General features: G+C 62.4%; 29 protein-coding genes and 2 pseudogenes. 19 read left to right on the forward strand and 12 right to left on the reverse strand.

Going from position 1 to position 26,600, the window contains the following annotated elements; all coding sequences use genetic code 11:
• From VMI09_13095 to VMI09_13105, 3 genes are all read left to right on the forward strand, one after another.
• A partial coding sequence (locus VMI09_13095) for an ABC transporter permease (GenBank protein ID HTQ25624.1) occupies positions 1 to 757 on the forward strand: 757 nt, incomplete at its 5' end.
• 10 nt (positions 758 to 767) lie between these two features.
• The gene (locus tag VMI09_13100; protein ID HTQ25625.1) at positions 768 to 1,391 is read left to right on the forward strand and encodes a TolC family protein; all 624 of its coding nucleotides are present in this window, start codon (positions 768 to 770) and stop codon (positions 1,389 to 1,391) included.
• On the forward strand, positions 1,321 to 2,259 hold the full coding sequence (locus tag VMI09_13105; GenBank protein ID HTQ25626.1) for an efflux transporter outer membrane subunit: 939 nt from the start codon (positions 1,321 to 1,323) through the stop codon (positions 2,257 to 2,259). Before VMI09_13100 ends, VMI09_13105 begins: the two co-directional genes overlap by 71 nt.
• Before the next feature lie 25 nt (positions 2,260 to 2,284).
• Here the strand turns inward: VMI09_13105 and VMI09_13110 are convergent, their stop codons facing one another.
• Positions 2,285 to 3,070: an SDR family oxidoreductase gene (locus VMI09_13110; GenBank protein HTQ25627.1), complete on the reverse strand. Its 786-nt coding sequence runs from the start codon at positions 3,068 to 3,070 to the stop codon at positions 2,285 to 2,287.
• A 105-nt stretch (positions 3,071 to 3,175) separates the two neighbouring features.
• Here VMI09_13110 and VMI09_13115 point away from each other — a divergent pair, with 105 nt between their 5' ends.
• From VMI09_13115 to VMI09_13135, 5 genes are all read left to right on the forward strand, one after another.
• Positions 3,176 to 3,955: an SDR family NAD(P)-dependent oxidoreductase gene (locus tag VMI09_13115; GenBank protein ID HTQ25628.1), complete on the forward strand. Its 780-nt coding sequence runs from the start codon at positions 3,176 to 3,178 to the stop codon at positions 3,953 to 3,955.
• A gap of 291 nt (positions 3,956 to 4,246) precedes the next feature.
• The gene (locus VMI09_13120; protein ID HTQ25629.1) at positions 4,247 to 4,678 is read left to right on the forward strand and encodes a YeeE/YedE thiosulfate transporter family protein; all 432 of its coding nucleotides are present in this window, start codon (positions 4,247 to 4,249) and stop codon (positions 4,676 to 4,678) included.
• Positions 4,675 to 5,142 (forward strand): DUF6691 family protein, encoded by a 468-nt coding sequence (locus VMI09_13125; protein HTQ25630.1) that lies wholly within the window; start codon positions 4,675 to 4,677, stop codon positions 5,140 to 5,142. The genes VMI09_13120 and VMI09_13125 overlap by 4 nt, the downstream gene beginning before the upstream one ends.
• Before the next feature lie 271 nt (positions 5,143 to 5,413).
• Positions 5,414 to 6,235 (forward strand): hypothetical protein, encoded by an 822-nt coding sequence (locus VMI09_13130; protein HTQ25631.1) that lies wholly within the window; start codon positions 5,414 to 5,416, stop codon positions 6,233 to 6,235.
• 125 nt (positions 6,236 to 6,360) lie between these two features.
• The gene (locus VMI09_13135) at positions 6,361 to 6,900 is read left to right on the forward strand and encodes a YSC84-related protein (GenBank protein ID HTQ25632.1); all 540 of its coding nucleotides are present in this window, start codon (positions 6,361 to 6,363) and stop codon (positions 6,898 to 6,900) included.
• Positions 6,901 to 6,961: 61 nt separating this feature from the next.
• Here the strand turns inward: VMI09_13135 and ppk2 are convergent, their stop codons facing one another.
• From ppk2 to VMI09_13155, 4 genes are all read right to left on the reverse strand, one after another.
• On the reverse strand, positions 6,962 to 7,858 hold the full coding sequence (gene ppk2 / locus VMI09_13140; GenBank protein HTQ25633.1) for a polyphosphate kinase 2: 897 nt from the start codon (positions 7,856 to 7,858) through the stop codon (positions 6,962 to 6,964).
• Positions 7,855 to 8,010, reverse strand: a complete 156-nt coding sequence (locus VMI09_13145) for an HPF/RaiA family ribosome-associated protein (protein ID HTQ25634.1) — start codon at positions 8,008 to 8,010, stop codon at positions 7,855 to 7,857. Before VMI09_13145 ends, ppk2 begins: the two co-directional genes overlap by 4 nt.
• Before the next feature lie 53 nt (positions 8,011 to 8,063).
• Positions 8,064 to 8,495, reverse strand: a complete 432-nt coding sequence (locus VMI09_13150) for an Hsp20/alpha crystallin family protein (GenBank protein HTQ25635.1) — start codon at positions 8,493 to 8,495, stop codon at positions 8,064 to 8,066.
• A gap of 241 nt (positions 8,496 to 8,736) precedes the next feature.
• Positions 8,737 to 10,047 carry an acetyl-CoA hydrolase/transferase C-terminal domain-containing protein gene (locus VMI09_13155; GenBank protein ID HTQ25636.1) on the reverse strand — a complete coding sequence of 437 codons (1,311 nt, stop codon included), beginning with the start codon at positions 10,045 to 10,047 and terminating at the stop codon, positions 8,737 to 8,739.
• 169 nt (positions 10,048 to 10,216) lie between these two features.
• Here VMI09_13155 and ydiK point away from each other — a divergent pair, with 169 nt between their 5' ends.
• The gene (ydiK, locus tag VMI09_13160; protein HTQ25637.1) at positions 10,217 to 11,299 is read left to right on the forward strand and encodes an AI-2E family transporter YdiK; all 1,083 of its coding nucleotides are present in this window, start codon (positions 10,217 to 10,219) and stop codon (positions 11,297 to 11,299) included.
• A 44-nt stretch (positions 11,300 to 11,343) separates the two neighbouring features.
• Here the strand turns inward: ydiK and VMI09_13165 are convergent, their stop codons facing one another.
• Positions 11,344 to 11,790: a PDZ domain-containing protein gene (locus VMI09_13165; GenBank protein ID HTQ25638.1), complete on the reverse strand. Its 447-nt coding sequence runs from the start codon at positions 11,788 to 11,790 to the stop codon at positions 11,344 to 11,346.
• 420 nt (positions 11,791 to 12,210) lie between these two features.
• Here VMI09_13165 and VMI09_13170 point away from each other — a divergent pair, with 420 nt between their 5' ends.
• Entirely contained in the window at positions 12,211 to 12,981 is a 771-nt protein-coding gene (locus VMI09_13170) for a hypothetical protein (protein ID HTQ25639.1), read from the forward strand.
• A 58-nt stretch (positions 12,982 to 13,039) separates the two neighbouring features.
• Here the strand turns inward: VMI09_13170 and VMI09_13175 are convergent, their stop codons facing one another.
• Together VMI09_13175 and VMI09_13180 are read right to left on the reverse strand one after the other, a co-directional pair.
• Positions 13,040 to 13,783 carry an SDR family NAD(P)-dependent oxidoreductase gene (locus VMI09_13175; protein ID HTQ25640.1) on the reverse strand — a complete coding sequence of 248 codons (744 nt, stop codon included), beginning with the start codon at positions 13,781 to 13,783 and terminating at the stop codon, positions 13,040 to 13,042.
• 83 nt (positions 13,784 to 13,866) lie between these two features.
• Positions 13,867 to 14,553, reverse strand: a complete 687-nt coding sequence (locus tag VMI09_13180; protein HTQ25641.1) for a TetR/AcrR family transcriptional regulator — start codon at positions 14,551 to 14,553, stop codon at positions 13,867 to 13,869.
• 139 nt (positions 14,554 to 14,692) lie between these two features.
• On the opposite strand from VMI09_13180, the gene VMI09_13185 reads away from it, so the two are divergent.
• The 8 genes from VMI09_13185 (at position 14,693) to VMI09_13220 (ending at position 22,331) form a co-directional block, all read left to right on the forward strand.
• Positions 14,693 to 15,412 (forward strand): SDR family NAD(P)-dependent oxidoreductase, encoded by a 720-nt coding sequence (locus tag VMI09_13185; protein ID HTQ25642.1) that lies wholly within the window; start codon positions 14,693 to 14,695, stop codon positions 15,410 to 15,412.
• A gap of 21 nt (positions 15,413 to 15,433) precedes the next feature.
• Positions 15,434 to 16,072 carry a glutathione S-transferase family protein gene (locus tag VMI09_13190; GenBank protein ID HTQ25643.1) on the forward strand — a complete coding sequence of 213 codons (639 nt, stop codon included), beginning with the start codon at positions 15,434 to 15,436 and terminating at the stop codon, positions 16,070 to 16,072.
• A gap of 30 nt (positions 16,073 to 16,102) precedes the next feature.
• The gene (locus VMI09_13195) at positions 16,103 to 17,311 is read left to right on the forward strand and encodes a CoA transferase (GenBank protein HTQ25644.1); all 1,209 of its coding nucleotides are present in this window, start codon (positions 16,103 to 16,105) and stop codon (positions 17,309 to 17,311) included.
• A 30-nt stretch (positions 17,312 to 17,341) separates the two neighbouring features.
• A complete protein-coding gene (locus tag VMI09_13200; GenBank protein HTQ25645.1) occupies positions 17,342 to 18,049 on the forward strand; it encodes an SDR family NAD(P)-dependent oxidoreductase in 708 nt (235 codons plus the stop codon).
• 152 nt (positions 18,050 to 18,201) lie between these two features.
• The gene (locus VMI09_13205; GenBank protein HTQ25646.1) at positions 18,202 to 18,927 is read left to right on the forward strand and encodes a glutathione S-transferase family protein; all 726 of its coding nucleotides are present in this window, start codon (positions 18,202 to 18,204) and stop codon (positions 18,925 to 18,927) included.
• Between the two features lie 77 nt (positions 18,928 to 19,004).
• Positions 19,005 to 19,430 (forward strand): MarR family winged helix-turn-helix transcriptional regulator, encoded by a 426-nt coding sequence (locus tag VMI09_13210; protein HTQ25647.1) that lies wholly within the window; start codon positions 19,005 to 19,007, stop codon positions 19,428 to 19,430.
• A gap of 142 nt (positions 19,431 to 19,572) precedes the next feature.
• Positions 19,573 to 20,685: an HlyD family secretion protein gene (locus VMI09_13215; protein ID HTQ25648.1), complete on the forward strand. Its 1,113-nt coding sequence runs from the start codon at positions 19,573 to 19,575 to the stop codon at positions 20,683 to 20,685.
• 14 nt (positions 20,686 to 20,699) lie between these two features.
• Complete coding sequence (locus VMI09_13220; GenBank protein HTQ25649.1) at positions 20,700 to 22,331, forward strand: DHA2 family efflux MFS transporter permease subunit; 1,632 nt, start codon at positions 20,700 to 20,702, stop codon at positions 22,329 to 22,331.
• A gap of 108 nt (positions 22,332 to 22,439) precedes the next feature.
• Here the strand turns inward: VMI09_13220 and menA are convergent, their stop codons facing one another.
• Positions 22,440 to 23,396, reverse strand: a complete 957-nt coding sequence (gene menA, locus VMI09_13225; protein ID HTQ25650.1) for a 1,4-dihydroxy-2-naphthoate octaprenyltransferase — start codon at positions 23,394 to 23,396, stop codon at positions 22,440 to 22,442.
• A gap of 49 nt (positions 23,397 to 23,445) precedes the next feature.
• Complete coding sequence (locus tag VMI09_13230; protein ID HTQ25651.1) at positions 23,446 to 24,264, reverse strand: endonuclease/exonuclease/phosphatase family protein; 819 nt, start codon at positions 24,262 to 24,264, stop codon at positions 23,446 to 23,448.
• 256 nt (positions 24,265 to 24,520) lie between these two features.
• On the opposite strand from VMI09_13230, the gene VMI09_13235 reads away from it, so the two are divergent.
• Positions 24,521 to 25,012: a glycosyltransferase family 10 gene (locus VMI09_13235; GenBank protein HTQ25652.1), complete on the forward strand. Its 492-nt coding sequence runs from the start codon at positions 24,521 to 24,523 to the stop codon at positions 25,010 to 25,012.
• Here VMI09_13235 and VMI09_13240 read toward each other — a convergent pair.
• Positions 24,999 to 26,318, reverse strand: a pseudogene (locus VMI09_13240) (acyltransferase). The gene VMI09_13235 and the pseudogene VMI09_13240 sit on opposite strands and share 14 nt — an antisense overlap.
• Positions 26,319 to 26,437: 119 nt before the next feature.
• Positions 26,438 to 26,600, reverse strand: a pseudogene (locus VMI09_13245) (IS110 family transposase).

The raw sequence follows: 26,600 nt of genomic DNA on the forward strand, positions 1-26,600 counted from the left end.
CGCGATGAATCAGGCCGGCAGAGGCCCGGGATACCTGGAGAAGATCATCAACAGCACGGTCGAACCCTACCAGCAGGGCGGAAGGCAGGCCAAATATCGAGAGCTTGTGCGTTTCAATTCGCGTGCGCGCTTCAACCCGAACATGAAGCAGGGATGGTTCGACGCGATTAATCAGATCATCAACAACATCTCCGTGCTGGCGATCTTCCTCACCGGGGCCGCCGTTCTGCGCGAGCGGGAGCGCGGAACGATCGAGCATCTGCTCGTCATGCCGCTGCAACCGTACGAACTGATGTTTGCCAAGATCTGGGCGAACGGCCTGGTCGTGGTCGTGGCGGCGATGGGTTCGCTGTTTTTCATCGCGAAAGGAGCGCTGGGCGTCCCCGTTGCCGGTTCGATATGGCTTTTCGCCGGAGGACTGGTTGTGTACCTGTTCTCCGTAACTGCGCTGGGAATAATGCTCGCGACGATAGTCCGTTCGATGCCGCAGTTCGGACTATTGGCGTTTCCGGTATTCATCATAATGAATTTGCTGTCAGGCGGTCAGACGCCGCTCGAGAGCATGCCGATAATGCTGCAGCGCGTTATGCAATTCGTACCCTCGACGCACTTCGTCAGTTTTTCCCAAGCGGTGCTGTTCAGGAACGCGGCCCCGAGCATGGTCTGGCCGGATCTGGCGAAGATGCTGGTGATCGGATCCGCTTACACTTTCTTTACGCTTTCGCGCTTCAGAAAGATGCTCGCGGCAATTCAGTAGAGGACGGCGAATGAGTGCGCGCGGTTCGACAACCTTGATCGTCACGAGATGCCTCGCCTTTTTGCTGCTGGCGCTTTGCATAGCGGGATGCTCGCCCACCGCCGAGCCCCAAGGCATATGGGGCAAGCTCTGGGGGCTCGAGGTAGGGCCGGACTACAAGCGGCCGCAAGTGCGCCCGGTTGAGCAGTACCGCTCGCAGGTCGGCCCGTCGGAAGCAAATTCGCTCGCGGATTTGCCGTGGTGGCAGGTATTCAACGATCGAGCGCTTCAGAACCTGATTGTTACGGCGCTCGAGCATAACTACGACCTTCAGCTGGCCGCGAACCGCGTCGAGCAGGCGCGCGCACTCGTGGGCGTGGCGGCCTCGCAACTGTACCCGCAGATCGGATACCAGGCATTCGCAGGCCGCGAGAAAACTTTCATACCTCTGGAGCAGGCGGGAGGAAACCTCACCTACAATGCGTTTGGAGGCCTGCTCAATCTCGCCTGGGAGTTGGACGTATGGGGCCCGGATTCGCCGATCCACAGAGGCCGCCCGCGCGAATCTGTTCGCCCAGGAGTATGTGCGCCGCGGCGTGATGCTGACGCTGGTGAGCGACGTTGCATCTGGCTACTTCAGCCTGCTCGAGCTTGATCGCGAAATGGCAATCGCCGAGGACAGCGCCGCTACGTACAGAAAAACGCTCGACCTCTTCACCCAGCGCTTTCAGTTCGGCAAGGACAGCAAACTTCCCGTCGCTCGTGCGCAGGCCGCCTATGACGCGAGCCTCGCGAACATAGCGGCGCTGCAGCGCGCGATCGTGCAGCAGGAAAACGCGCTCAGCATCCTTCTGGGAGCATTCCCCGAAGAGATCGCCAGGGGAACTCAACTTACGCAGCAATCCGCACCGGGGACCCCGCTCGGGGCAACCACCGATCTCATGCAACGGCGCCCCGATGTTCTACAGGCGGAACAGACTGTGATTGGCGCGAACGCCGAAATCGGCGTTGCGGTGGCGAATTTCTTCCCCCGCATCGGACTCTCCGCGCTCTATGGCGCGCAAAGCCCGAACATGAATCACCTGTTGGACAACAGCTTCAGCATCTGGAACATCGCCGGCGGCCTGGTGGGTCCCATCTTCCAGGGCGGTCAGATAATCGAGAGCTATTATGCTCAGCAGGCTCTTTGGGAAGGGACTATCGCGCAATACAAACAAACCGTCATCGTGGCGTTCCGGGAAGTGTCCGACGCGCTCATCGCGCAGTCAACGCTCGTCGATCAACGCGCCGCGCTGGAGGGTCAGGTAACGGCTCTTCGCGAGGCCGTGGACCTGTCGCTCCTGCGCTACACGGCCGGGCGGGCCAGCTACTTCGAAGTGCTTGAAGCGGAACAATTACTGTTCCCCGCCGAGGATGCCCTGGCGCAGACCCAACGGGATCAGCTTCTTGTCGTCGTCAATCTATACAAGGCGCTCGGTGGCGGATGGAACCTGGGCGATTCGCAGTGGACTCAACCCCATTGACACCGAATCGACTGAGCCGGGCGCGCTAGCCGCGTAGCGGCGGGCGCCCTAGCACGATTCCGCCGTCGACCGCCACCACCTGGCCAGTGATATTCGCGGCCCGCTCGGAGCAGAGAAACGCGACCGTATTGCCGATATCCTCGGGCGTCTGTTCCCGCCCAAGCGGCGTCAGTATTCGCACCGTCATGTCGAACGTATCGCGGGCGCGCTCGGCGCCGCCCCCGAGTGCCGCGCCCAGCTCTTCCCAGATCTTCGTGTAGATGAGGCCCGGGGCCACCGCGTTGACGCGGATTCCCTTGGGCCCCATCTGCAGCGCCAGCGTGCGCGTGTACGAGATGACCGCGGCCTTGGCCGCAGCATACGCGGCAAGGACCGGCGTCGCGAGCATCCCCGCGATCGACGAGGTATTGCACACCGCGCCGCCCGCAACCATCCGCGGCACGACTTCCCTGGAAACGATGTAAACCGAGTTCAGGTTAAGCTCGACGTAGCGCCGCCAGATCTCGACGCTATGCCATTCGGCGTCCTGCCCGCTCTCGAACCATCCCGACTCCCCACCGCCCGCATTGTTGCACAGCACGTCCGGATGCGGGCCAAACTTCGCCGTGATCGCTTCCACCGTCGCGTGGATTTGTGCCTCGTCGGTCACGTCCCCGTTGAATCCCTCGACCCGGTCCGCGATATCCGCGGCCGCCGGCGCGAGAGCTCGATCGATAACTGCGACGCGATCCACGACTTGACCGGCGAGCAGCGCTCGCACGATTCCCAATCCGAGTCCGCGGGCACCGCCCGTAACTATTGCGTATTTCATCGCTTCTCCTTGGTCCTCCCGATATGCCCGCGATGGTGGACCGCCATCGATGGCCTGACATATAGTTGCAGTTTTTATCGATATTGAACGCCGGGAGAAAGAACCATGAAGGGCAAACTGGAAGGCAAAGTCGCGGTCGTGACGGCCGCCGGATCGGGTATCGGCGCGGCAACCGCGCGCCGCTTCGCGCGCGAGGGGGCCTCGGTCGTGATCGCGGATCTCAGCGGGACGCGCGCCTCAGCGGTGGCAAATGAGATCACGCAGGCGGGCGGCAATACGCGATGGCTCAAGATGGACGCCTCCGATCCGGAAGGCGTGCAGGCGGCGATCCGTCTTGCGCTGGATAACTGGGGCCGGCTCGACGTGATGTTCAACAATGCCGGGCTGGGCACGGTCGAGGCGCTCGAGACGATGGCGCTCGAGACCTGGAACCGGACGCTCGCCGTCACGCTGACCAGCGCGTTCCTCGGCATCAAGTACAGCCTCCCGATCATGCGCAAACAGGGCGGCGGATCGATCGTCAACACCGCTTCGATCTCGGGCACGGCGGGCGACTACGGAATGTCCGCCTACAACGCGGCCAAGGCCGGCGTTATCAATCTCGCACGCGGCGCGGCATTGGAAAATGCGCAGTATGGAATTCGCATTAACTGCGTCTGTCCCGGCGCGATCAACACCCGCGTATCGCAGGTGCTGGGCGGCAGCGATGTAGAGGGCTTCAGGCGCAAACTCGGCAACAATCCCGTCGGGCGAATTGGCGAACCCGAGGAGATTGCGAGCGCGGTGACCTTCCTCGCCTCCGACGAGGCCTCCTTTATCACCGGCGCGGCGCTCATCGTCGACGGCGGGCTTACCGCCCATACGGGCCTGCCGCATTTCATCTGATTGTCGGTCAATGACAACGCGTCCAACGCGCCTTACGTCGTCAGCCTGAGCGGAACCGGCACCTGAACCGGCGCGGCGATCGGGAAGCAAGGGTCAAGGGACGCTCGCCTCGGTCGTTCGTCATGAATCGGGCTGCCTGAATCGACCGGCCTGAATCCGCGCGCCTGAATCAGCCAACCAGAATAAGACAGTATCGGCGGTCTGCTTTTTTTTCCTCGCGCCACGCGCGGAACGGGACTAAGCTACGATGCGTTCGGTGACCATCCCAGGCCTGGCAAGGAGAACCTGCCGATGCACAACTTCACTCCGTTCGCATCCTTCTTCGGCGGCGTGCTGATAGGGCTTAGTGCGTCGGCGATGCTGTTGCTTGACGGCAAGATCGCCGGCATCAGCGGAATCCTCGCCGGCGTGCTGAAGCCCGTCAAGGGCGACTGGGTCTGGCGCGCCTGCTTCCTCGCCGGTCTGTTCGCCGGCGGGCTGCTGCTTGGAAAATTGCTGCCCGGCGCCTTCGACTTCGGCCTCATTCGCCCGCTCCCGCTGCTCGCAATCGCGGGGCTGGCCGTCGGATTCGGCACCCGGTTGGGCAGCGGATGCACCAGCGGACATGGAGTGTGCGGCGTAAGTCGGCTCTCGCCGCGCTCGCTCGTCGCGACCGCGACATTCATCTTCACCGGAGCCCTGACGGTTTACCTGTTGAACCATCTGGCGGGAGGTTCTCTATGAAGAGCCTTGTGACCTCATTCATCTCGGGAGTGGTCTTCGCACTGGGCCTGGGAATCTCGGGGATGACCCGTCCGGTAAAGGTCATCGGCTTCCTGGATTTTTTCGGCGCCTGGGATGCCAGTCTGGCGTTTGTGATCGTGGGAGCGATCGCGGTTTACTTCGTTGCCTACCGCTTCAGCAGGACGATGCCGTCGCCATTGCTGGCGCCGGACTTTTCTCTCCCTAAACGAAGCGACATCGATGCGAAGCTTGTTCTGGGTGCGGCGGTTTTCGGCATGGGATGGGGCCTCAGCGGCTTCTGCCCCGGACCCGCACTGACGTCGCTCGCTTCGGGGGCGCCCGCCGTCGCGATCTTCGTCGCCGCGATGGCACTCGGAATGTATATCTATTCGTGGGTCTCGGAAATTCGCGCGGCCACCCGAACCTTTGCGGCGGCACCGTCGGAAAGCATGCAGGATGCGTAGGTCGCTCGACGCGTCTTGCGCGAGATCGGGTTGAAGTTTTCCATCACTCGAAGTTCCAGCGATTGTGATCGTTGTACTCGCGGTCGCGACGCCATTTGCCGCCATCAATTCTTCAGAACCGGCGGACTGTACCTGCTTTCGCGGCGCAATGGACAGGCGGACGCGTGAGCGCCGCTGAAACAAAGTAGCGAAAGGTCCGTTCTGCGGGAGGAGTAACGGCGCCTGCCGTCGGTAGAAAGTGCACGCCTCTCCTGGAAAGCCACCGCATATCGTGCTCGCGCTTGCAGGGTTAATGCTCGCGGCGATGCCCGCCGCCAAGGTGCATGCCCAGCAGGCAACGCCTACCGCCGAGCCGTCGGCGAGCACCGTCGCGGCCCAGGACCTGGCCAAGAGCACGCACAATCCATTTGAAGACTCGATCAAGGTGCCGTTTCAAGCGACGACCGGATTCAGCATCGGCCCGCATCACAACGCCGCGGAGAGCTTTAACATCGAGCCGTTGATCCCATTGCGCCTGAACAGCCAGTGGGATCTCATCACCCAGCCAAATCTGACCGTGACTTACCTGCCGAGTCCGCACGAGCAGTACGGGCTCCAGGACGTGCAAACTTCATTCTTCCTGACCCCCCACAACGCGCACGAGTGGCTCTGGGGTATTGGCCCGATATTCCAGTTTCCTACCGCGACCGCGACGGAACTGGGCACCGGCGGATGGTCGGCCGGTCCAACCAGCGCCGTGATCTACTCCAACGGGCCCTGGTTCAACGGCGTCCTCGCATACCAGCTCATGTCTTTCGCGGGCAATCGCGATCGCGGTAGCGTCAACCAGACCTTTATCGAACCCGAACTGAGCTACAATTTCGAGAGCGGATGGTATATCGATTCGAATCCCTCGATCACCATGGATTGGACGGCCGACACCGCCGACGCGTGGACGCTTCCGGTCGGCGCAGACGCCGGCAAGGCATTCACCTTCGGCTCTCAAGCGATGAGCATGCAGGCCGGTTCGTACTATCTCGTAGAGCGTCCCGCGGGCAATCCTCAATGGATTGTCCGCGTACAGCTTACGCTTCTCTTTCCCACGGGAAAGTAGAACTTTACCGAGACCGGAACCACGCCCGATGGATGGAACGCCGATTGCATAGTCACTAGTATCGTCCCATTTGCTTCCCAGGAGGCCGTGTTATGAACTCGAAATGGCTCGCTGCCGCACTGCTGGTGCAAATCGCGCTGGCGCCGATACCCTGCGGCAGGGCTTTTGCGGCGCCTCCCCTGGCGCCCACAGCGTCCCAGATCGATCAGAGCGTGTCGGCCGCGCTGAACAACCTTTACGCGCAGAACGCGGCCGCCAGAGCGCTTGGAGCGAAGGCGAAGGCGATACTCGTTTTCCCCGACATAAAGAAAGGGGCCTTCGTCGTCGGCGCGCAATGGGGCTATGGCGCACTTCGGAAGGACAAGAAAACCGCCGGCTACTACAGGACGGCGGCGGCGTCTTACGGATTCCAGGCCGGAGTGAAGAAGTTCGGCTACGCGCTCTTTTTCATGACCGATTCGGCGCTCGCGTACCTCGACAAGAGCGGAGGCTGGGCCATCGGCACCGGGCCGAGCATCGTCGTCGTGGACCAGGGCATGGCGCGGTCGCTGACGACGACGAATCTGCGCTCGGATGTCTACGCCTTCGTTTTCGATCAGAAGGGCCTGATGGCTGGCATCGGCATCGAGGGATCGAAAATCACCAAAATCAGCGCCGCCGACTAGCGCGGGTCTTTGTTGCATGAGATCCGTCGTTTGCCATCAGGCCTCTCTCAGCAGGCGGCTCTCAATAGGTTTCGGGCACAACGTTGTAGCGGCGGTTTCGCGGCTCCACGTATCCATGTGGCTTTTGCCGCTTGGGAAGTTTGGTCGGCTCCTGCTTGATCGCTTTATAAGGAATCAGGCTCAGCAAGTGTGAAATACAATTGAGCCGCGCGCGCCGCTTGTCGTCAGCATTAACGATATACCATGGAGCGAACGGAGTGTCCGTGGCCACGAGCATATCGTCCCGCGCCCGTGAATAGTCATACCAGCGCCGATGCGATTCGAGATCCATCGGGCTCAGCTTCCATATCTTGCGCCCGTCTTTGATTCGGCTGAGAAATCGGCGCGTCTGCTCCTCCTGGGTGACCTCGAACCAGTATTTGATCAGAATAATACCTGACTCGACCATCGCTCGTTCCCACACCGGGCATAGCTCAAGGAATCGCGCGGCTTCCGGCTCGGTGCAGAATCCCATAACGCGCTCGACGCCTGCGCGGTTATACCAACTGCGATCGAAGATCACGACCTCTCCGGCCGCCGGCATATGCGGAATGTAGCGCTGCACGTACATCTGCGACTTCTCGCGCTCGGTCGGCGCCGGCAATGCCACGACGCGGAACACCCGGGGACTGACGCGTTCCACGATACGCTTGATCACCCCGCCCTTTCCGGCCGCGTCGCGCCCCTCGAACACGACGACAACCTTGAGACCTTTGCTCTTTACCCAGAACTGCAGCTTGACGAGTTCCGCCTCCAGCTTTGCCAGGTGGCTTTCGAACTCCTTGTTCTTCAGTTTCGGAAGCTTCTGGCCGGACGCCTTCAAAAGCGGCTTTGCCTTAGCCTTCTCCGTCGGCTTCTTGCGCAAGAGACTTTGTCCTCCCCTGTTCCCTAAGATTGTTTCGAGAGCGAACCTTGTCAAATTCGTGCGGCAATGCGGCCTTCCACGACGACCTTACAACTCCTGATGCGGTCATAAAGGCGCTCGAGCTTTGCGACTTTCGTTCTAGTCTCGGCTTCGATGGCTTCGTTGAGGGTGAAATTTCGTGCTGTGATTTGCAGATCGGTTTGCATGTTCCGCCTCTTAAGTTCATGTGCGCCATGGCCCGATAAGCAGGATTGGCGACCTACCGCGCGGTTTCGACCGGGACCTTCTTGACCATTCCTTCGTCGAGCAGCGGTATCGTGACTTCGACCACGCCGTTTTTGAACGTGGCCCTGGCCTTGTCGGCCTGCGCTCCCTCCGGCAGGATCGTGCGCCGTTCGAATTCGCCGTACGAAATTTCGCGCCGAAAGTAGTCTTCCTTTTTGACCTCCTGCTTTTCCTCGCGCCTGGCCTTGATCGTGAGGACGTTGCCGAGCATGTTCACGTCTATGTCCTTGGGCTCAATCCCCGGCACGTCGGCGCGAACCACCACACTTCCGTCCTTGACATAACTCTCCACCGGAAGCTTGTATTCCAGCTCTTCCGACTCAGCATCCTCGAACAGGTGCGGAAAGCGCGTCTCCAATCGCCGCGCCCAACGCTCGAGATCGGAAAATGGCCGCAGTTCTCTCATGGTTCGGTCCTCCTGTTCCATTGCCAGATCAAGAGAGCAATCATCGAGCCACCAAATGTGCTGAAGGGGATGAGCGGCCCGGCAAAAATCCCTTGTCCGCAAGGCGTTTGGTTCCGATGGAGACATCTCGGAGCGTTCAGGGTGTTTCCAATCGAGGCATAGAAGCGCCCGCAATCTGTGACGCAGAGGATCTGCCGTGGCTTTGCGAAGCGGCCGCCGGCGGCTTCCGGTTCCGAGTCGTTTACAAGTAGCCCAACTCCCTAGCCCGCTGACGCAGCGCGTCCCTGAAATCCGGGTGCGCGATCGCTATCAGCGCTTCGGCCCTTTCAGGGCTGGATTTACCGCGCATGTCGGCGACGCCGTATTCGGTGACGATGTATTGAGTGTCGGCGCGCGGATCGGTGGCCGGTCCTTCGATCTGCGGGACGATACGTGAGACCTTGTTGGCCGCGGCGGTCGAATAGGCGGCGAGAATCGACTTGCCCTCGCGCGAAAGCTGCGCGCCCCGCACGAAATCCAGTTGCCCGCCCGGAGCGCTGTATTGCTTGCCGTTCACGGTTTCCGAATTGACCTCGCCGTCCAGGCTCACCTGCAGAAACGCATTGATCGACACCACGCGATCGTTGCGGCCGATGATGTAGGGATCGTTCACGTAATCGACCGGATACACTTCCATGCTCGAATTGTCGTGGAGGAACTCGTAGAGCCCGGCGTCGCCGGCCGCCAGCGTATAAACGTTCTTGAACCTGTTGATGTTCTTGTACTTGTTGGAGACCGCGCCCGACTGGATGAGGGCGGCAACCGACGCCGTCATCAACTCGGTATGCACGCCGAGATCCTTGTGATTCACCAGAGCGCTGCACACGGCGTTCGGCACTCCGCCCACGCCTATCTGCAGGGTCGCGCGGTCGGGCACGAGGTCGACGATGTATTTGCCGATCGCGCGATCCAGATCGTTCACCGGGCGAGCCGGCAGTTCGGTGAGCGGGCTTTCGTGCTCGACTATCGCGGTTGCCTCAGAGATGTGCAGCGACGAATCGCCAAAGACGCGCGGCATCCGCGGATTTACTTCGAGGATGAGCCGTTTCGCGATGCGCGCGGTCGGGATCGTGTAATCGCCGTTCGTGCCGCAACTGAAAAATCCGCCCTTGTCCATCGGCGCGACCATCACCATGAAGGCGTCGATCCCGATCTCGGCCAGGATCCGCGGCATGCTGCTGAAATTGCCGGGCATATAGAACAAGACCCGGCGGTTCTCCTCGAACCCCCGGCGCGCCAGTTCTCTCTCAATCACCGTGGGAAAGAAGGGATGGGGCTTGATGACGTTCATGTATTCGTACTTCAGAATCGTCATCATCGCCGCCGGCGCCGAATGCGAATAGTAGACTCGCAGGTTTTCGATCTCCTCTGCCCTTATCCGCGCCTCCAACGCCTGCAGCAACGCTGGAGGTTCGCTAATCGCCATCCCCATCGACAGCGTGCCGCGCGCCGGGACGAGCCGCACGGCAGCCTCGGGCGTCATCAACTTCGACCTGTACTCCGCTTCGTACATAACCAGACTCCCCCAAAGCCTGCGGAACCGCATAAGCCGTGCCAAAGCATAATCGGCCGCCAGACCGCGTGGGCAGACTCGCGACACATCTTCCGCTAAGGTTGCGGCCAAAATGACGCCGAAACGGGCGTCCGTTGCCATCCAAGGCATAATGGGGAGGAATCAGCTGATGGAGCCCGACCGACCGTCCGACCTTGCTCGTACCACTCTTCAACTGCTTGCACTTGGGGCATTGATCGCTGCGAGCCTCTGGATCATATGGCCATTTCTGGTCGCGCTGGTCTGGGCTGCCACCGTGGCAATTGCCACCTGGCCGCTCCTGTTGCACGCGCAATCATGGCTTGGCGGCAGACGCGCTCCCGCCGTTGCGCTGATGACGATTCTGTTGCTCCTTATCCTGATCGTGCCGCTCTACTTTGCGATTACGGCGATCTCGGGAAATGTCGGGCAAATCGCAGAATGGTCCAAGTCGCTGGCGAATCTCATCCGGTCGCAGCCGCCCGCATGGATTGGAAGCCTTCCGCTCATTGGCGGAAAGATCGCTGCGCGCTGGCGTCAAATCGCGGCCGCGAGTCCTTCGGAAATCTCGGCGCATCTCGCGCCCTTCGCGCGTACGGCCACACTATGGTTCCTGAGCCGGGTGGGTAGTCTTGGGATGCTCGTGCTGCAGTTCCTGCTCACCACGATGATCGCGGCGATTCTTTACGCCAACGGCGAGACCGCCGCTCGCGGCACGTTAATTTTTGCCCACCGGCTCGCGGGGCCGTCTGGCGAGAAAGCGGCACATCTTGCCGCGCAGGCAGTCAGAGGTGTCGCGATGGGCGTCGTGGTCACCGCCGTTCTTCAGTCGATCCTCGCCGGTTTAGGACTGCTCGTGTCCGGCGTGCCATTTCCCGCGCTACTGACGCTGGTGATGTTCCTGCTTTCGGTCGCGCAGATCGGCCCCGCGCCGGTGCTCATCGGCGCGATCGTTCTGGTCTACTACCAAAGCGGCGTGCTGTGGGGCAGCGGGCTGCTCGTATGGGGGATTTTCTGCGTGACCTTCGACAACGTTCTGCGCCCGATGCTGATCCGGCGGGGCGCCGATCTTCCGCTGCTCCTGATCTTTGCCGGAGTGATCGGCGGGCTCATCGCCTTCGGCGTCATCGGCCTGTTCATCGGCCCCGTCGTGCTTGCCGTTGCGTACACGCTACTGGTCGACTGGGTATCCGAAGGCGACGTTGCTCCGGTGAGCGCCGCGGCCGAGCATTGACGCGCCTGGCCGTGCCCGGAGGCGCCGACGCATCACAAGCCGGCTCAGCGCACCCACGCTTGCGGAGGCGGAAGGGTGCTGGTTATGCGCATTGGCACCTGCACGCGATGTCCATTGCGCAGCAGGTTCAAATAGACAACTTCGCCGGGCTGGACTTCGCGCATGCAGTAGTAAAAGTCCATGAAGTTGGTCACGCGCGAACCGTCAACTCCGATTATCAAGTCGTAGGCTTCGTTAAGCGGAACGGTTTGCATGATCGGCACTATCACTGCCGCCGGCGGAAATGCCATCGCCGCGAGCATACCCACGCCCTGCAGAATGTCTCGCGTGGGCTGCCGGTAGGGATGTAGCCCGGCAAACGCCCCGGGACTTCCCGGCGCGATATCGACCACCAGCAGCCCCTGGATATCCTTTTCCGCCTTGCGATGCTCTATCCGAAGGTCTATCCCGTAAAGCGAAATCTGCTCGCTCTCGCCGAGATATTCTTGCATCCCCGGCGGCTCCACCTGATTTGGGTTGGTCTGATCCATTTGATAGGTTGGGGGCTCATCGCCGGGCGGCGGAGCAGTCAGCGGTTGCTGCGTTTCGATTGTGCTCGCCTGCGCGGCCGGCTCTGACGTAATCTCTGCGCTTTCGCCCGCGAATGACCGGGCCGCAACCGCCGCTCCGATTAGCAGTCCGGTTGCGCAAAGCATCGGGAGTATCGGCTTTAGCGCTCGCATCTGGTGGGCTCAACCGGGCCGCCTTCGCTGCAGCCGGCGATCGATGATGGCTCATCAAATCACGTCACAACGCGTAATGCTACCGAGCGCCCGCCTGCAAACCACATCTAAACATTGCACACTCTCTACGATATAAGTGAACCGCTCTCGCAGCGGACGAAAAGTCCGTCCTAACGGAGAAGATGAACTGTGAATCCGATGGTCATCAGCTGGATCGTGTTCGGATGCGTTTTCGGCGCGGCGATGCTCGGGATGGTCCTCCGATCGGTCGTGCCCGAGCATCACCTGAGCGCGGATTCCAAAGATGTGGTGAAGCTTGGAATGGGACTGATCGCGACCATGTCGGCGCTGGTCCTGGCCCTGCTCATCGCCTCGGCCAAGGGTTCGCACGATACGCAGAACGGCGAAGTGATACAGATGTCCGCCGATTTCATTCAGCTCGATCGCGTGCTGGCTCACTACGGACCCGAGACCAGGGAAGCGCGTGCGATGCTCCGCGACGTAATTGCGCGCGGGTTTGGCGTGGAGACCGGGTCGAACAATTACCGGCCCGAGAGCCTAGACACCGCGGCGGTAAAAGCCGGCGCAAACAATTTCTACGAGAAGATCCAGCAGCTCACGCCGGTCAACGAAACCCAGCGCGCGCTCCACTCCCAGGCGATGGAACTCGGCGCGGAACTGGGCCGCACGCGCGCATTGCTGCTGGAGCAGACCGGCGGCTCGATCCCGATGCCGTTTCTGATCGTCATGATTTTCTGGTTCACGATGATCTTTCTGACCTTCGGGCTCTTCGCTCCTTCAAACACCACCGTGGTCTCGGTCCTTCTCGTCTGCTCGCTCTCGGTCGCCGGCGCGATTTTCCTGATCCTCGAGCTGGACCGGCCATTCGAAGGATTGATCCAGATCTCGGAAGCTCCGATGCGCGATGCGCTCTCGCGTCTGCAGCAGCAGGCGCCGTAATCCGCGCGTCCAAGGCCCGCCCGCAAGCGTCCGCCGGACGACGCGTACTTGCGCCGCCTCACCATTTCTCGCCGAAGGGGCGGATCTCTTGCTCGAATGTCCACGCGTCTGGCGGCTGCCGGTAGAGTTGCCAATACGCCTCCGCCACTGCAGCCGGCCGCATCAGCCGCCCGGGTGCAAGCTCGTTCAGCGCATCTTCACCTTGCTTCTCCCTGATTCGATCGCGTACCCAGGCCGTATCCACTCCCGCATCGATTATGAGATGGGCGACGTGGATGTTTTTCGGCCCGAGTTCGCGCGCGATGCTTTGAGCAACCGCGCGCAGCCCGAATTTCGCGCTGGCAAAGGCGGCGTATCCGGCCCCGCCGCGCACGCTCGCCGTGGCGCCGGTGAAAAAGAGACATCCGCACCCATGCGGCAGCATCAAGCGGGCCGCCTCGCGGCCGGCGACAAATCCTGCGTAGCAGGCCATTTCCCAAACCTTGCGAAAGACGCGTTCGGTCGTCTCCAGGATTGGGAAGTTGACGTTGGCCCCAACGTTGAAGATGCAGACTTCGAGCGGCGCGCACTGGTCCGCGTCGCGCAGGAACGCGGCGACCTCATCTTCCTTGCGCGCATCCAGCGAGCGCCCGACGATTCGTCCGCCCGCGGCCTCGACCTCCGCGACGAGCGGCGCGAGTTTTTCGCCATTGCGCCTGCCGGCGAAGAGGATGAACCCTTCCGCCGCGAACTTCTTCGCGATCGCGCCGCCGATGTAATCTCCCGCGCCGATCACCGCGGCCGTCGCTTTGCGCTGTTCCAAGGACAATCCTCCATGAGGTTACTGATCGCCGGCCTCGCGGCAGTTGTGCGGCCGGTTGCGATCGATTCGATCTCCGCGCGCCATCAGGCATTCGCGCGACCCCTGGGCGCCGACGCACGGCGCCTTACAGGCCGGCGACCCGTCGCCACTTTGCCTAGCCGCTTCTCTGCGGTCTTCAGGATCCGCCGCGAGAGAGCCTCGTCGTTGACGGCCCGCGCAAGGACCACGGCGCCCACCATGCAGGCAAACGCAGCGATCGCATCCTCGTAGCGCCGCGCCGAAATCTCCTCCGGCATCAGCCCGCTCAGGAATCCTAACACCTGCTTCAGCTCTTCCGTGAACACCCGGCGGACGGCCGGCGGCTGCCGACCGATTTCGCAGCTGAGCGCCGCGACCAGGCATCCGTCGCCATGCGCGTCGCGATGCTCGCGCGAAAGGTAATAGCCGGCGATATCGGCAAACGCTTCATCGTGCGCCTTGCCTTCGGCCGTTCGCGACCACCGGCGCCGAGAGCGCGCGAGCGCGAAGCGCACCGCCTCGGCGACGATCGCCTGCTTGGAGCCGAAGTGGCTGTAGAGCCCGCCGTGGGTGAGGCCGGCGGCCTTGGTGATCGAATCGACGCCGGTCGCGTCGATACCGTTTTCGCGGAAGAGGCGCGCAGCCGAAGTCAGGATTTGATCGCGGTTGCGCGCGGCTTTTTCTTTCGACACCCGCATCGGACTTCCTTCGCCATCGCGATGGCGCTTGACATCTTTAATTACGAGCGCCATTAATATCTCAAACGTGACGAACGTCATCAATAGGCCGACGAGCCTTGTCATCTAGACCGCTCCGCTTGTTACGGGGCGCAGCCTGAACCAGGGAGAGCTAAACCGGACCGTCAAGCGACGCTCCGGCCGACCAACGATCATGAACGAACCCTCGAACAAGGTATGCGTGGTGATCGGAGTCGGTGAGGGCCTCGGCGCGGCCCTCGCCCGCCGCTTCGCCGCCGGTTACAAGGTCGCGCTCGTGGCGCGAAGCCCCAACGTGATCGAGCCGATCGCGGCCGAAATCAGGTCCGCCGGTGGCGTCGCGCTGCCGCTCTGCGCCGACGCCACGGTCGAGGCGCAAGCGGCCGCCGCGTACGATCGGGTGACCCGCGAGCTTGGTCCGGTCGAAATCCTGATTTACAACGGCGGCCGCCGCCCGATGGGCCGGCTGCTCGAGACATCGCCCGAGGTCTTCGAACAGACCTGGCGGCTGCATACTTTTGGCGCGTTCCTGTGGTCGCGCCAGGTCGCGCCCGCAATGCTCTCGCGCAAAAGCGGTGCGATGCTCTTCACCGGCGCGACCGCGGGCGTGCGGCCGTGGCCCAATTCGGCGGCGTTCGCCCCGGCGAAATTCGCGCTCCGCGGACTTTGCCAGGTGATGGCCCGCGACCTCCATCCGCAGGGCGTGCACGTCGCGTACGTCAATGTCGACGGCGGCATCGACATGCCTTTGCTCCGGCAAATGCGGCCCCAAGCCGGGGATGAGGATTTCCTTAAACCGTCGGCGATCGCGGACGCGTTCTGGTACCTGGCGCATCAGGATCGCAGCGTCTGGAGCCACGAACTCGAGGTCAGACCCTATACGGAGAAGTTCTAACCCAGGAGCCGGAAACCGCTGATGGCGCACGATTTGACTTTGTGGGGAGCGGGTACGTCGCGCACGATGCGCGCGCACTGGATGCTGCTCGAGCTCGGACTCGAGTACGATTCCCATCCGATCGGGGCGCGCAGCGGCGAGACCCTCACAGCGGAATTCCTGCGAATCAATCCGCGGCACAAGATTCCGGTGCTTCGCCACGGATACTTTGTTTTGACCGAGAGCGCCGCGATCATCCAGTATCTCAATGAGACCTTTGCCGATTCGGCGCGGCTTTATGTTCCGCGGGACGCCCGGGAGCGCGCCGCGCTCAGCGAATGGTGCTATTTCATCGCGACCGAGCTCGACGCGGCCGGGTTGTATATTATGCGCCGCCACGACGCATTGAAAAGCACGTATGGTGAAGCGCCGGCCGCGGTCGAATCGGCAAGGCAGTACTTTGAGCACAATCTCGAGGCGATGGCCGCGCGCGTCAACGACGGCGGTGCATACCTGTTCGGTGAGCGCCTGAGCATCGCGGACATACTCCTGATGACGTGCCTCGATTGGGCCGCGTCGTGCAGCATCTCCGTTTCCGACACGTTCTCGCGCTATAGCCATCGCGTCGCCGCCCGCCCCGCCTATCAAGCGGCGCGCGCGCGCAACTTTGCCGCGCAATAACGCGGACGCGGCTGCCGGAGGTCAAACGAAATGCCAGGTCCCTTCGAAGGTGTTCGCGTGCTCGACTTCACGTCGATGGTCGCAGGTCCCGTCGCGACCATGATGCTGGCTGACCAGGGCGCCGAAGTGATCAAGGTCGAGCCGCCGCGCGGCGATCTCATGCGCTATCTCGGCCAGGGCCGTAACGGATCGTCGGCCTCCTTTCTCTGCTGCAACCGCAACAAGCGCTCGCTGGCGATCGATCTCAAGACTGCCGAAGGTCTCAATATCGTCAAAAAACTGATCGCCACCGCCGACGTACTGGTGCACAATTTTCGCCCCGGAACAGCCGAGCGCGTGGGGCTTGGAGAAAGTGCGGTGCGCGAAATCCGGGGGAACATCGTGTACGTGTCGATCAGCGGCTTTGGCGAGAACGGTCCGTACGCGGGACAGCGCGCCTACGATCCGGTGATCCAGGCGCTCTCTGGTCTCGCGGAAATCCAGCGCGATCGTGACACCGGCCGTCCGCGGATGGTGCGCACGATTATCGCCGACTACACCACGGCGCTGACCACCGCCCAAGCGATCGGCGCCGCGCTCTTCGCCCGCGCGCAGTCCGGACTAGGTCAGCACGTGCGAATCGCGATGCTCGACGCGATGATTGCCTATCTGTGGCCCGAGGCGATGGCGACGCTGACTTTCGTCGGCAACGAGATCGACCCCTCCGAGGCCGACCAGGGCCCCGACCTGGTGTTCGCGGCGCAGGACAGATATCTCACCGCGGCGGCGCTTTCCGACGACGAATGGGCCGGCATGTGCCGCGCGCTCAACCGCGAGGATCTGATCGGCGATCCGCGCTTCAGGTCGGCGCGCGACCGCTCCATCCATGCCGTCGAGCGGCGAGAGATCGTGTCGGCCGAGCTGGAAAAATGGACCGCGCACGAAATCCTGCCGCGCCTGCTCGGCAACGACGTCCCGTCCGCCCCGGTGCTCGGCCGCTTTGACCTGCTTCAGGATCAGCAGGTGCGCGACAACCGCATCCTGGAGGAGTTCCAGAGCGAGGCGTTCGGAAAGGTGCGGATGCCGCGGCCGGCGGCGCGCTTCGATCGGACTCCGGCCGGCGTGCGCGCGATGGCGCCGCGGCTAGGCGCGGACAACGCCGCGATCCTCCGCGAGCTGGGATACGGAGAAGCCGAGGTCGCGCGCCTCGAGCGCGAGCGGACCGTCAGCAACCCGCCGTCCGATGCGTCCGTGCGATAGTTTCAAACGCCGACCATGGAGGAGACTATAGTGCCCGATCCCAGGCCTGTGGCAGTCGTAACCGGAGTGGGTCCCGGAACCGGCGCGGCGATCGCGCGGCGCTTCGCGCGCGGCGGCTATGCGGTCGCGATGCTCGCGCGCAACCGCGAGCGGCTAAATGCGCTCGAGCGGGAGATCGCCGGCGCGCGCGCCTATCCGTGCGACGTTGCTGACGAAACCCAACTCGACGCCGCGCTCGACGCAGTCCGCGCAGGGTTGGGGACGCCAAACGTGCTGATCCACAACGCCGTCGGCGGCGCTTTCGGCAACTTCATGCAGATCGATCCCGAAGTGCTCAATCGAAACTTCCGGGTCAACACGATGGCGCTCTTGTATCTCGCGCGCCGCCTCGCGCCCGCGATGATCGCCGCCGGCGAAGGCACGATCGTCGCGACCGGCAACACCGCGGCGCTGCGCGGCAAGGCCGGGTTTGCCGGCTTCGCGCCGACCAAGGCGGCGCAGCGGATTCTTGCCGAGGCGATCGCGCGCGAGGTCGGGCCGAAAGGTGTGCACGTCGCCTACGTTCTCATCGACGCGGTCATCGATCTCGAATGGACGCGCAAGCGATCGCCCGACGCTCCCGATACGTTCTTCATCAAGCCCGCGGCGATCGCGGACGAAATATGGCACGTGGTGCATCAGGATCGCAGCGCCTGGTCCTTCAACGTAGAGGTGAGGCCCTTCGGCGAGACCTGGTAACCGGCTGCCAATCGTCGGCGCCGCATGAGCGAAGTTGCCGCGAGGTATGGAGACAAGATGGTGAGTCAGCTTAGGATTTTTTTTCCTACCTGCCCAATCCGCGCATCTGGAAGGCGACCATCGCCGCGCGGCTTTGCGATGTCGAAGTCGAGGTGCGCGGCGCCGCGCCCAAGGAGCTGCAGACGTGGCTCTGGGATTTCGACGCGCGGCCGCTCTCCGACAGCGAGCGGGCCCGGCTTGGCGAAGGAGCGGCGGGCAAGATCGGCTTCAAGAGCGCGCTGCACAAGACCGGCGCGTTTATGGAGGCACATCCGTTCGGCACCGTACCGGCTGCTTTCAGCCCGGACGGCAAGGTAGGCATCTTCGAATCGAACAGTATCATGCGCGCTGTTGCGCGGCTCGGCGAGGACAGGTTTCCGCTCTACGGGCGCAGCCCCTACGAAGCCGCCCGAGTGGACAGTTTCCTCGATACGAGCCTCGTCTTCGCGCGCGACGCGCAGCACTATCTGCCGGCGCTGATAAACGGATCGGTCGCGGCCGAGAGCCACGCACGGGCGCGCGACGGCTTTGCGGCGTACGCGGCCGGAATCGACCGGGCGCTCTCACCCGATCGGGCGTATCTGGTCGGCGCAAACGTTACCCTGGCCGACATCTGTTTTGCCGCGGAGTTGAGCCTCTTCTTCAACGAAATCCATAACGGCGCCGCGTTGGAAAAACACGGGCTCGCGCCGGTCCTGCAGAGCGGAATCGGCGTGCAATATCCGCGGGCCTTCGCGCACTTCGCGCGCCTGCGCGCGCATCCGGCGTTCGCTCCCGACCTCGCCCCGTACCTGGGCAAATTCGAGCCCGCGCTTTCGGCGTGGCTCACCGCCGCTTAACGGCGCACGCGTCCGTGAGCAGAAGGTCCCGGTCAACGCGATTGACGCTGCGACTATAGATGCATATACATTGGTCTATGAAGCAGGCTATCCAGCGGATCGGCCGCGAATGTATCGGCTTTCGGGTCCGGATGCTGAACCGGATCGTCACGTCGATTTATGACGACGCGCTGGCAGACCTTGGCCTCAAGGCCAGCCAGTTCAACCTGCTGGTCGCGGTCGCCAACCGCGAGCAGGCCCGGCCCGCGGAGCTGGCGAAGATCCTCGAAATGGACGAATCGACGGTCAGCCGCAACGTCGAGCGGATGTGCGCAAAGGGCTGGTTTCGGCGCGAAGAGGGCGAGGATCGGCGAAGCCACCTGATCAGGGTGACCGAGAAGGGAATCGGGCTGATTCGCAGAGGCTATCCAGCCTGGCAAAAGGCCCAGGAAGATGTGAGCCGTCGTCTGGGGCCCGCAAGCATCGCCGATCTGAAGGCGGTGCTGCGCAAGCTCCGCGGCTGAAAGCCTTTTTGCTGGCACACTGCTTGTATATGCAATTGGCTACTATTTCAAAATGGACATTTTCACCGAAGAACAAACCAGCGCGCGATTCGCGGATGGCCAAACAAATCGCGATTTGCGAGACGATGTGGGTGCCGCGGAAATGGACTTGCGACCCGATTCGGAAACTCCGCAGCTCGAGGCCCTCAGACCGGACGGCGGCGAACGTTACCGGCACGTCGAGTTGCCCGCTGCTCCCGCCAAGCGGGGCGGCGCCGCGGGCCGCGGCGGTCCGCGGCTGCGGCGCATCGGCTGGCGGCTCGCGCTCGCGGCCGCGGCGCTCGCGGCATTCGGCGCGATCGCGCCCTGGGCGTGGAACTACCTGCAGTCGTACGAATCCACCGACGACGCGCAGATCGACGGCCATATCGATCCCCTGAGCTCACGGATCAACGGCACCGTCATCCGGGTTCACGCCGAGGATGACGACCGCGCGAACGCGGGCGAACTGCTGGTCGAGATCGATCCGCGCGACTATGAAGTCGCCGTGGCGCAGGCCCGGGCACGGCTGGAACTCGCGCTGGCGCAGGCCGCTTCCGCGAAACAGGACTACGCGGCGGCGCTTGCGCACGTGCGCGAGAATGATGCGGCGAATTTCAAGGCGCAACGCGACGCGCAACGGTTCGCCGTCCTGCTCGACCAGCGGGTGGTGGCGCAGAACGAATACGATCAGTACATCGCCACGGCCCGGGTTGACGCGGCCAAGCTCGATTCTGGGCGCGAAGCGGCGGGGTCTGCGCTCAAAACGATCGCCGGGCGCGAGGCGGACGTCGACGCGGCCCGCGCCGCGCTCGACCAGGCGCTGCTCAATCTCAGCTACACCAAAATCTACGCACCGGCCAACGGCATCGTCGGCAAACGGAGCGTCGAACTCGGCTCGCGGATAGAACCCGGGCAGACCCTGATGTTCGTGACCGAAACCGACGAGATATGGGTCACCGCGAACTTCAAGGAGACCCAACTCGCGCGCATGCATCGCGGTCAACGAGTCACCATCCACATCGACACCTTCGGACGCAACTACCGGGGCTATGTAAAGAACCTCCCGGGTGCGAGCGGCGACCGTTTCAGCCTGCTGCCCGCCGAAAACGCGACCGGCAACTACGTTAAGGTCGTCCAGCGCCTGCCGGTGCGAATAGTCTTCGCGCCGGGCCAGGACCCCGACCATCGCCTGCACCCCGGAATGTCGGTCGAGCCGACCGTATGGCTGCGCTAGGCACAGCGCGCGCCGTGGCAGGTCCGTCCATGCATCCCACGGCGCCTGCCGCGGCGACTCCGGTCAAAGCGCCCGCCGCGCGGCTAACACACAACCCGTGGGCAATTGCGCTTACGGTAACGATGGCGACGTTTATGGAGCTGCTCGACACGAGCATCTCCAACGTATCGCTCCCGCACATCGCGGGCGGCCTGGGAACCAGCTACGACGAAAGCACCTGGGTGCTGACAAGCTACCTGGTGGCCAACGCGATCATCCTGCCCATGAGCGCGTGGCTCAGTCGTGTGTTCGGCCGCAAGCGCTACTACATGATGTGCGTCGCGCTGTTCACTTCGACCTCGCTGCTTTGCGGCGTCGCGCCCAGCCTCAAGATGCTGATTTTCTTCCGCGTGCTGCAGGGGATCGGCGGCGGTGGCCTCGCGCCCGTCGAACAGGCGATCCTGGTGGACACGTTCCCCAAGGAAAAGCTCGGCGGAGCGTTCGCGCTCTATAGCATGGCGATTGTCACTGCGCCGGCGATCGGACCGCCGCTCGGCGGATGGATCACGGACAGCTTTTCGTGGCGCTGGGTGTTTTTCATAAATGTTCCGATCGGTCTCTTGTCGCTCGTGCTTTCGAGCCGGCTGGTTCACGATCCGGCGGAGTTCATCGAAGAACGGAAGGCGGCGAAACGCGGCGGCAGGCTGCGGATCGACTACGTGGGAATCGCGCTCATAGCCCTCGGATTCGCCTGCCTGGAAGTTGTGCTCGACCGCGGGGAGCGCGACGATTGGCTGGAAAGTAGCTTTATCGCGGCTTTCCTCGCGATCGCGGTCGTGACGATCGCGGCCGCGATCTGGTGGGAGTGGCGTCATGACGATCCGGTGGTCGAGTTGACCCTGCTCCGCGAGCGGAACTTTGCGATCGCCAACCTGTACTATTTTCTGTTTGCGTTCGGGCTATTCGGCAGCACGGTGCTGATTCCGGAGATGCTGCAGACGCTGTTCGGTTACACGGCGACCGACGCGGGCCTGGTCCTGGGTCCGGGCGCTGCGGTGATCACGCTTCTGGCGCCGTTCGTGGTCCGCATCGTGCCGCGTATCGGCGCACGGCGCCTTCTCGCCGCGAGCTTCACGATCGCGGCGCTTTCGTTTTTCTACTATGGCGGGATGACGACCGCGACCGACTATACGCACTTCGCGATGGCGCGATGCTTCCAGGGCTTCGGCTATGCGTTCATGTTCGTCCCGGTGAGCCAGCTGGCGTACTCGTATCTGCCGCGCAACAAGAACAACAAGGGTTCGAGCCTGACGAATCTCTGCCGCAACTGGGGCGGCAGCTTCGGGATCGCGTTCGTTACGACGATGCTGGAACGCCGGACGCAGTATCACCAGAGCGTGCTGGTGAGTAATCTGACTTCCGCCGACGGCACCGTCCGCGAGTTCGTGAGGACCTCGAGCCATTACCTGGTGACTCGGGGCGCCAGCACCCCGGACGCTATCCATCAGGCCTACGGACTCGCCGCCAGCATGATGACGCAGCAGGCGGCGATGCTCGCGTTCATGGATTGCTTTCGGTTGCTGGGAGTCATCGTACTGATGGGCCTGCCGCTCGCGTTCATCATCCGGCGCTTCCAAATAGGCGCGGCCGGCGGCGCCGCGCACTGAAAGCCGGGAGATCGAAAGTGTCAAATGTCACAGCGGAAGCGGGATCGTCCAGGAGCGGCGTGAGCCGCCGCCAAAGGCCGGCCCTGCGCCTCGAAACGCGGACCGCTGCTACCAGCCCATGAAGCGACTCAAGACGAAGGCGGCCACCAGCGCGATCCCGAATTCGAACTGCAACTGTCCCGAACGCGCCATCGCGCGATTGTGCGCCTCGGCGTCGGCCTCACCGGAAACCAGCTGCACCTGATCGATCGCTCGCGGCAGCGTCACGAACGCAATGAGCGCGAGAGGTGGAAGAACCCACCAGAGCACGCTCGCCAGCACGATCACGTACGCGAGCGTATCGCACGCGACGAGTTCGACCATCGCGGCCCTGCGGCCGATTATCGCGGCGAGCGTCCACTTTCCGTGCCTGCGATCGTTCTCGATGTCGCGCAGGTTGTTGACCTGCAACAGGCTCGAACAGAGCAGCCCCATCGAAATCCCGACCAGCGCCGAGGGCCATGAAAACTCGAGCGCCTGCACATAATAGGCGCCCATCACGTACCCGGGACCCATCAGCGCGAACACCATAAAATCGCCGAGCCCATGATAGGCGAGACTGAGCGGCTCGGCGGTGTAGAAATACGAACCGAGCGCGCCGATGAGCCCCAGGATCAGCACCGGCCATCCGCAGGCATAGACGAGCGTCAGGCCGAGCGCCGATCCCGCCGCGAAAGTCGCCAGGCCGGCGATATGAATCTGTCGTGGACTGAGCAAACCCTGCTGAATCACCAGGCCCGGCCCGAAAGCGTCGGGCGATTCCCAGTTGTTGACGTCGGTGCCTTTGATGAAATCGTAATAGTCGTTGATCAGATTGGCGGCGGCCTGCAGGAGCATCGCCGCCGCAGCGACCGCCAGATATTTAGCCGGCGAGAAGCCCGCGCCCGCGTAAAACGCAAGGAACGAGCCCACGGTCACGCTCATGAACGGCATCCCCAGCGTGAATGCGCGGCTCGCCTGCATCCAGATGCGAATTCGGCCCGGGCCAACGCGGCCCGGGGGGGCCATCACTCCAGCCTGATCCATCGGTCTCCACTCGCTACGGTAAAATTCGCTCGCTGTAACGCGTTCGATCCTAGTGCGCGCGGATTCTCGACGCCACCGCATCGCTTATGGGCGCGTGCTGCGGAGTGCGCACGTTTGCCCGATCTGTGCGGCGGACGGCAAACCCGGCAACAAAGTCCACGATCACCGGTGCATGATCGCTCAGGCCCGTTCCGATCCATTTCGCATAAGTACCAATCGCCACTCGCTGCAACAGGGCAGCCGCCGTCCGCGGCACGAAGACATAATCGATATGAAACTTCGGCCCGTTGCGCGAGCGATTGCGCCAGTAGAGCGTATGGTGGCGTTCCGCGCCCTGCTCCAGTGCGAAGAAAGCGTGGTAGGCGCTGACCAGGCCCAGCGCCGCGCCTGCCGCCATGGTCGCCGCGTGGTTACTCGCCTTGCCCGGCCGGTCCCATCGGACGTGATTGTTCAGATCGCCCGCCACGATAGAAGCGCGCTCGATCAGAAAATCTTCGAACCGGGCGAGCGCGAGCAGCACCGGTCCGGGCGAGCCTACTCTCACAGGGGCCTTTCCGTAGTGCGCCCAGAGCGCGAGAAGATTGAACGTGCACGGCCCCGACACTCGTGCCGCAAGCGCGTAGGTGATTGCGGCATCGTCGCGGGCGGTGCGCTCCAGCCGATAGCGTCCGAACGAAAACACGCCGAGCCCGCGATTCGGGCTGTCACCGCTCCACAGCGCGTCGGCAGGCGCGAATCCCGGCGTTTTGCGGACGAGCGTGTCGAGATCGGCGCACTCCTGCACAATCGCCACGTCCGGCGCGAGCGCACGTAAGGCCGAGAATTTGCGATGGAAGCCGCCGCCACAGTTCCAGGTGACGAGACGCATTATCCGGATTTCCCTCGCGGGGTCGTTCAAATCACCCGATTGACTAAGCATCTGACGCTTGATGATTGCGTGGCTGGCGCTGTGCCTACCGAAAAGCTCATCCCGGATGACGCGCGAGTGGGCGTGTGGTAATGAAGCGGTCGATGGTCGCGTTTCTGACCCAGCTGCTGCTTGCTATCCGGTCGCGATTCACGCGGCGAGCGCGGCTTGAGGCCGAGAATCTTCTCCTGCGCCAACAGCTGGTGCGCCTGACAAGGTGGAGGTCTTTGGACGCGGCGTCCGTTACATCGAGGACAAATGGGACGCACTTGCGCGCTATCGCTATTCAATTGCGATCGAGAACTCGAATAGTCCTGACTACTGGACAGAAAAGATCGCCGATTGCTTTCTAAGTTGGACACTTCCGCTCTATGACGGTTGCCCCAACATAGAGCACTATTTTCCCGCCGACTCTTTGATTCGAATTGATGCCAACGATCATTTTGCAACCCTCGCGAGGATCGATGAATTGCTCCGCCGTGATGAATGGGAAGGACGACTACCCGCGTTGCAAGAGGCGCGGCACCGAGTACTCGAGACGCATCAAATGTTCCCCTTTTTTACACGCATGATTCAAAACTACGGAGGCAATGAACGGGAGCGTATATTGGTTAACATTCCGGCGTACACTGGTGCGCTGTGGAAGAACCGCCGCGACGATCGATCAGACGCAGGGATATCACCGAGGTACCTCGTTAGTGAAATTTAAATCGTGCACGCAATGAGTTAAACGGCCTCTCGACGCCGTAGTAACTCACCATCGTCATCGCGATCATAGCCGTGAGCGCCAGCGGAAAGGGCGCCCACCGTGCATTGCCACCGGGCGCATCGATAAACGCCACCTCCTGCCACAGATACAGACTGTACGAAATCGTACCTACACCAACTAGTAACCGATGATGCAGAATTCTGCCGAGTAAATCGTCGGAGTGCTCGACCACGTAGTTGATCACCAGGGCGATCGCCGCGCTCAGTATCGACAGTTTCAAAAATCCGAGATGCAGCCGCTTCAAAGGCATTAGATCTAGTAACCCACCGAGCAAAGCCGCGATTACGACAGCGCAGATCAGAGGCGTGAGCGGCGTTTGGAATATTCTGCCCCGGAGCCGCGTTAGCCCGGCCGGGGTCGACCGCATTATCGCGAGCGCGCAGCCCGCCAGCAGCGGATCGCAGTGAAGATCAGTCCGTGCCGCATTCCAGAGCATGCCTCCGCCCGCCAGCACATAATTTAGCTCTCGCCAAAAGGGCGCACATAGGAGCAGGGAACAAATGATTGCCATCCGCATACGTAGAGAACGAATCAAAAGCAGCGCCAGCGGCCAAAGAACATAGAACTGCTCTTCGATTGCGAGCGACCAGAAATGGCCGGTAGTGAAGGAGGCTCCGCGCGGAGCGTAATTCCGGATGAACGTCATGCTCGAAATGACGTCCCATCGCGTTATCTGGATGAGTCCTGCAGAATCAAGCAGTGCGAAGATCGCGACGCAAAAGCTCGCCGGCGGTAGGATTCGCAACGCTCGTTGCGTGTAGAATCTGCCGATATTCAGAGTGCCGGTCTTACCCTCTTCTCTCAGCAGCTACCAGGTAACCAAGAATCCCGACAGCACGAAGAACATATCGGCGCCGAAGGTCGCATTCTTCCAAAAATCAACTACCGGCCCGGGCAAATGGTAGCTAGCGAGCGGAATCGGACCGTGATCGAAAAAGTGATGTGCCAATACGCGAATCACTGCGAGTCCTCGCAGCCCGTCAAGTCCCGGCAGGCGTCGATTGCTCTGCGAAATCGCGTTCGACTTGGCCTGTGTCTGCCGAAAACTAGACCCTGACATAGTGATGGTGTAGTCCGCCCAGCAGAGCCTGTGCCTATCGAAAACCCTAAACCCGGACGTATTGATGATGGAGCCCGCCGAGGAACGGTATCGCTGCGACACGGCCGGTCCTCTGTCTCCGTCGAAAATCCGGAGCATCTTTATCCAAAGGGAGATGCGTCCGGACCTCATTGTAGTACGAAGCATAAGCCTTCAGGAACCGCGCAAGTGCGCCTCGCCGAGCACAGGCGCTGAAGCCGCGGTGATGGCGTCGCGCACCGCTCGGGGCGATGGGCCTTGGCTCGCTGGTAAGCTTCACCGAAGCGCAGCACCGCCCAGGCGATCCGCGCGTTCTTGTTGGCTAACGCTACCGCCGCGACGTTGTAGCCGCGTCGGGCCTTAAGCCGCTGCAACCAAAGACTGCGCGGATTTTCTTTGTTGCGCGCGGCGTACAACGCCGAGCGCGCTCCATGGATCAACAGAGTGCGC

It is taken from the genome of Candidatus Binataceae bacterium, assembly GCA_035500095.1.
Lineage (GTDB): Bacteria > Desulfobacterota > Binatia > Binatales > Binataceae > JAKAVN01.

Excerpts from the sequence above, each read along its gene's own strand:
- VMI09_13110 (HTQ25627.1), bottom strand. The coding sequence starts at position 3,070 with ATGAAATACGCAATAGTTACGGGCGGTGCCCGCGGACTCGGATTGGGA.
- VMI09_13100 (HTQ25625.1), top strand. The coding sequence starts at position 768 with ATGAGTGCGCGCGGTTCGACAACCTTGATCGTCACGAGATGCCTCGCC.
- VMI09_13125 (HTQ25630.1), top strand. The coding sequence starts at position 4,675 with ATGAAGAGCCTTGTGACCTCATTCATCTCGGGAGTGGTCTTCGCACTG.
- ydiK (HTQ25637.1), top strand. The coding sequence starts at position 10,217 with ATGGAGCCCGACCGACCGTCCGACCTTGCTCGTACCACTCTTCAACTG.
- VMI09_13185 (HTQ25642.1), top strand. The coding sequence starts at position 14,693 with ATGAACGAACCCTCGAACAAGGTATGCGTGGTGATCGGAGTCGGTGAG.
- VMI09_13195 (HTQ25644.1), top strand. The coding sequence starts at position 16,103 with ATGCCAGGTCCCTTCGAAGGTGTTCGCGTGCTCGACTTCACGTCGATG.
- VMI09_13145 (HTQ25634.1), bottom strand. The coding sequence starts at position 8,010 with ATGCAAACCGATCTGCAAATCACAGCACGAAATTTCACCCTCAACGAA.
- menA (HTQ25650.1), bottom strand. The coding sequence starts at position 23,396 with ATGGATCAGGCTGGAGTGATGGCCCCCCCGGGCCGCGTTGGCCCGGGC.
- VMI09_13165 (HTQ25638.1), bottom strand. The coding sequence starts at position 11,790 with ATGCAAGAATATCTCGGCGAGAGCGAGCAGATTTCGCTTTACGGGATA.
- VMI09_13210 (HTQ25647.1), top strand. The coding sequence starts at position 19,005 with ATGAAGCAGGCTATCCAGCGGATCGGCCGCGAATGTATCGGCTTTCGG.
- VMI09_13230 (HTQ25651.1), bottom strand. The coding sequence starts at position 24,264 with ATGCGTCTCGTCACCTGGAACTGTGGCGGCGGCTTCCATCGCAAATTC.
- VMI09_13150 (HTQ25635.1), bottom strand. The coding sequence starts at position 8,495 with ATGAGAGAACTGCGGCCATTTTCCGATCTCGAGCGTTGGGCGCGGCGA.
- VMI09_13215 (HTQ25648.1), top strand. The coding sequence starts at position 19,573 with ATGGACTTGCGACCCGATTCGGAAACTCCGCAGCTCGAGGCCCTCAGA.
- VMI09_13190 (HTQ25643.1), top strand. The coding sequence starts at position 15,434 with ATGGCGCACGATTTGACTTTGTGGGGAGCGGGTACGTCGCGCACGATG.
- VMI09_13155 (HTQ25636.1), bottom strand. The coding sequence starts at position 10,047 with ATGTACGAAGCGGAGTACAGGTCGAAGTTGATGACGCCCGAGGCTGCC.
- VMI09_13180 (HTQ25641.1), bottom strand. The coding sequence starts at position 14,553 with ATGGCGCTCGTAATTAAAGATGTCAAGCGCCATCGCGATGGCGAAGGA.
- VMI09_13120 (HTQ25629.1), top strand. The coding sequence starts at position 4,247 with ATGCACAACTTCACTCCGTTCGCATCCTTCTTCGGCGGCGTGCTGATA.
- VMI09_13115 (HTQ25628.1), top strand. The coding sequence starts at position 3,176 with ATGAAGGGCAAACTGGAAGGCAAAGTCGCGGTCGTGACGGCCGCCGGA.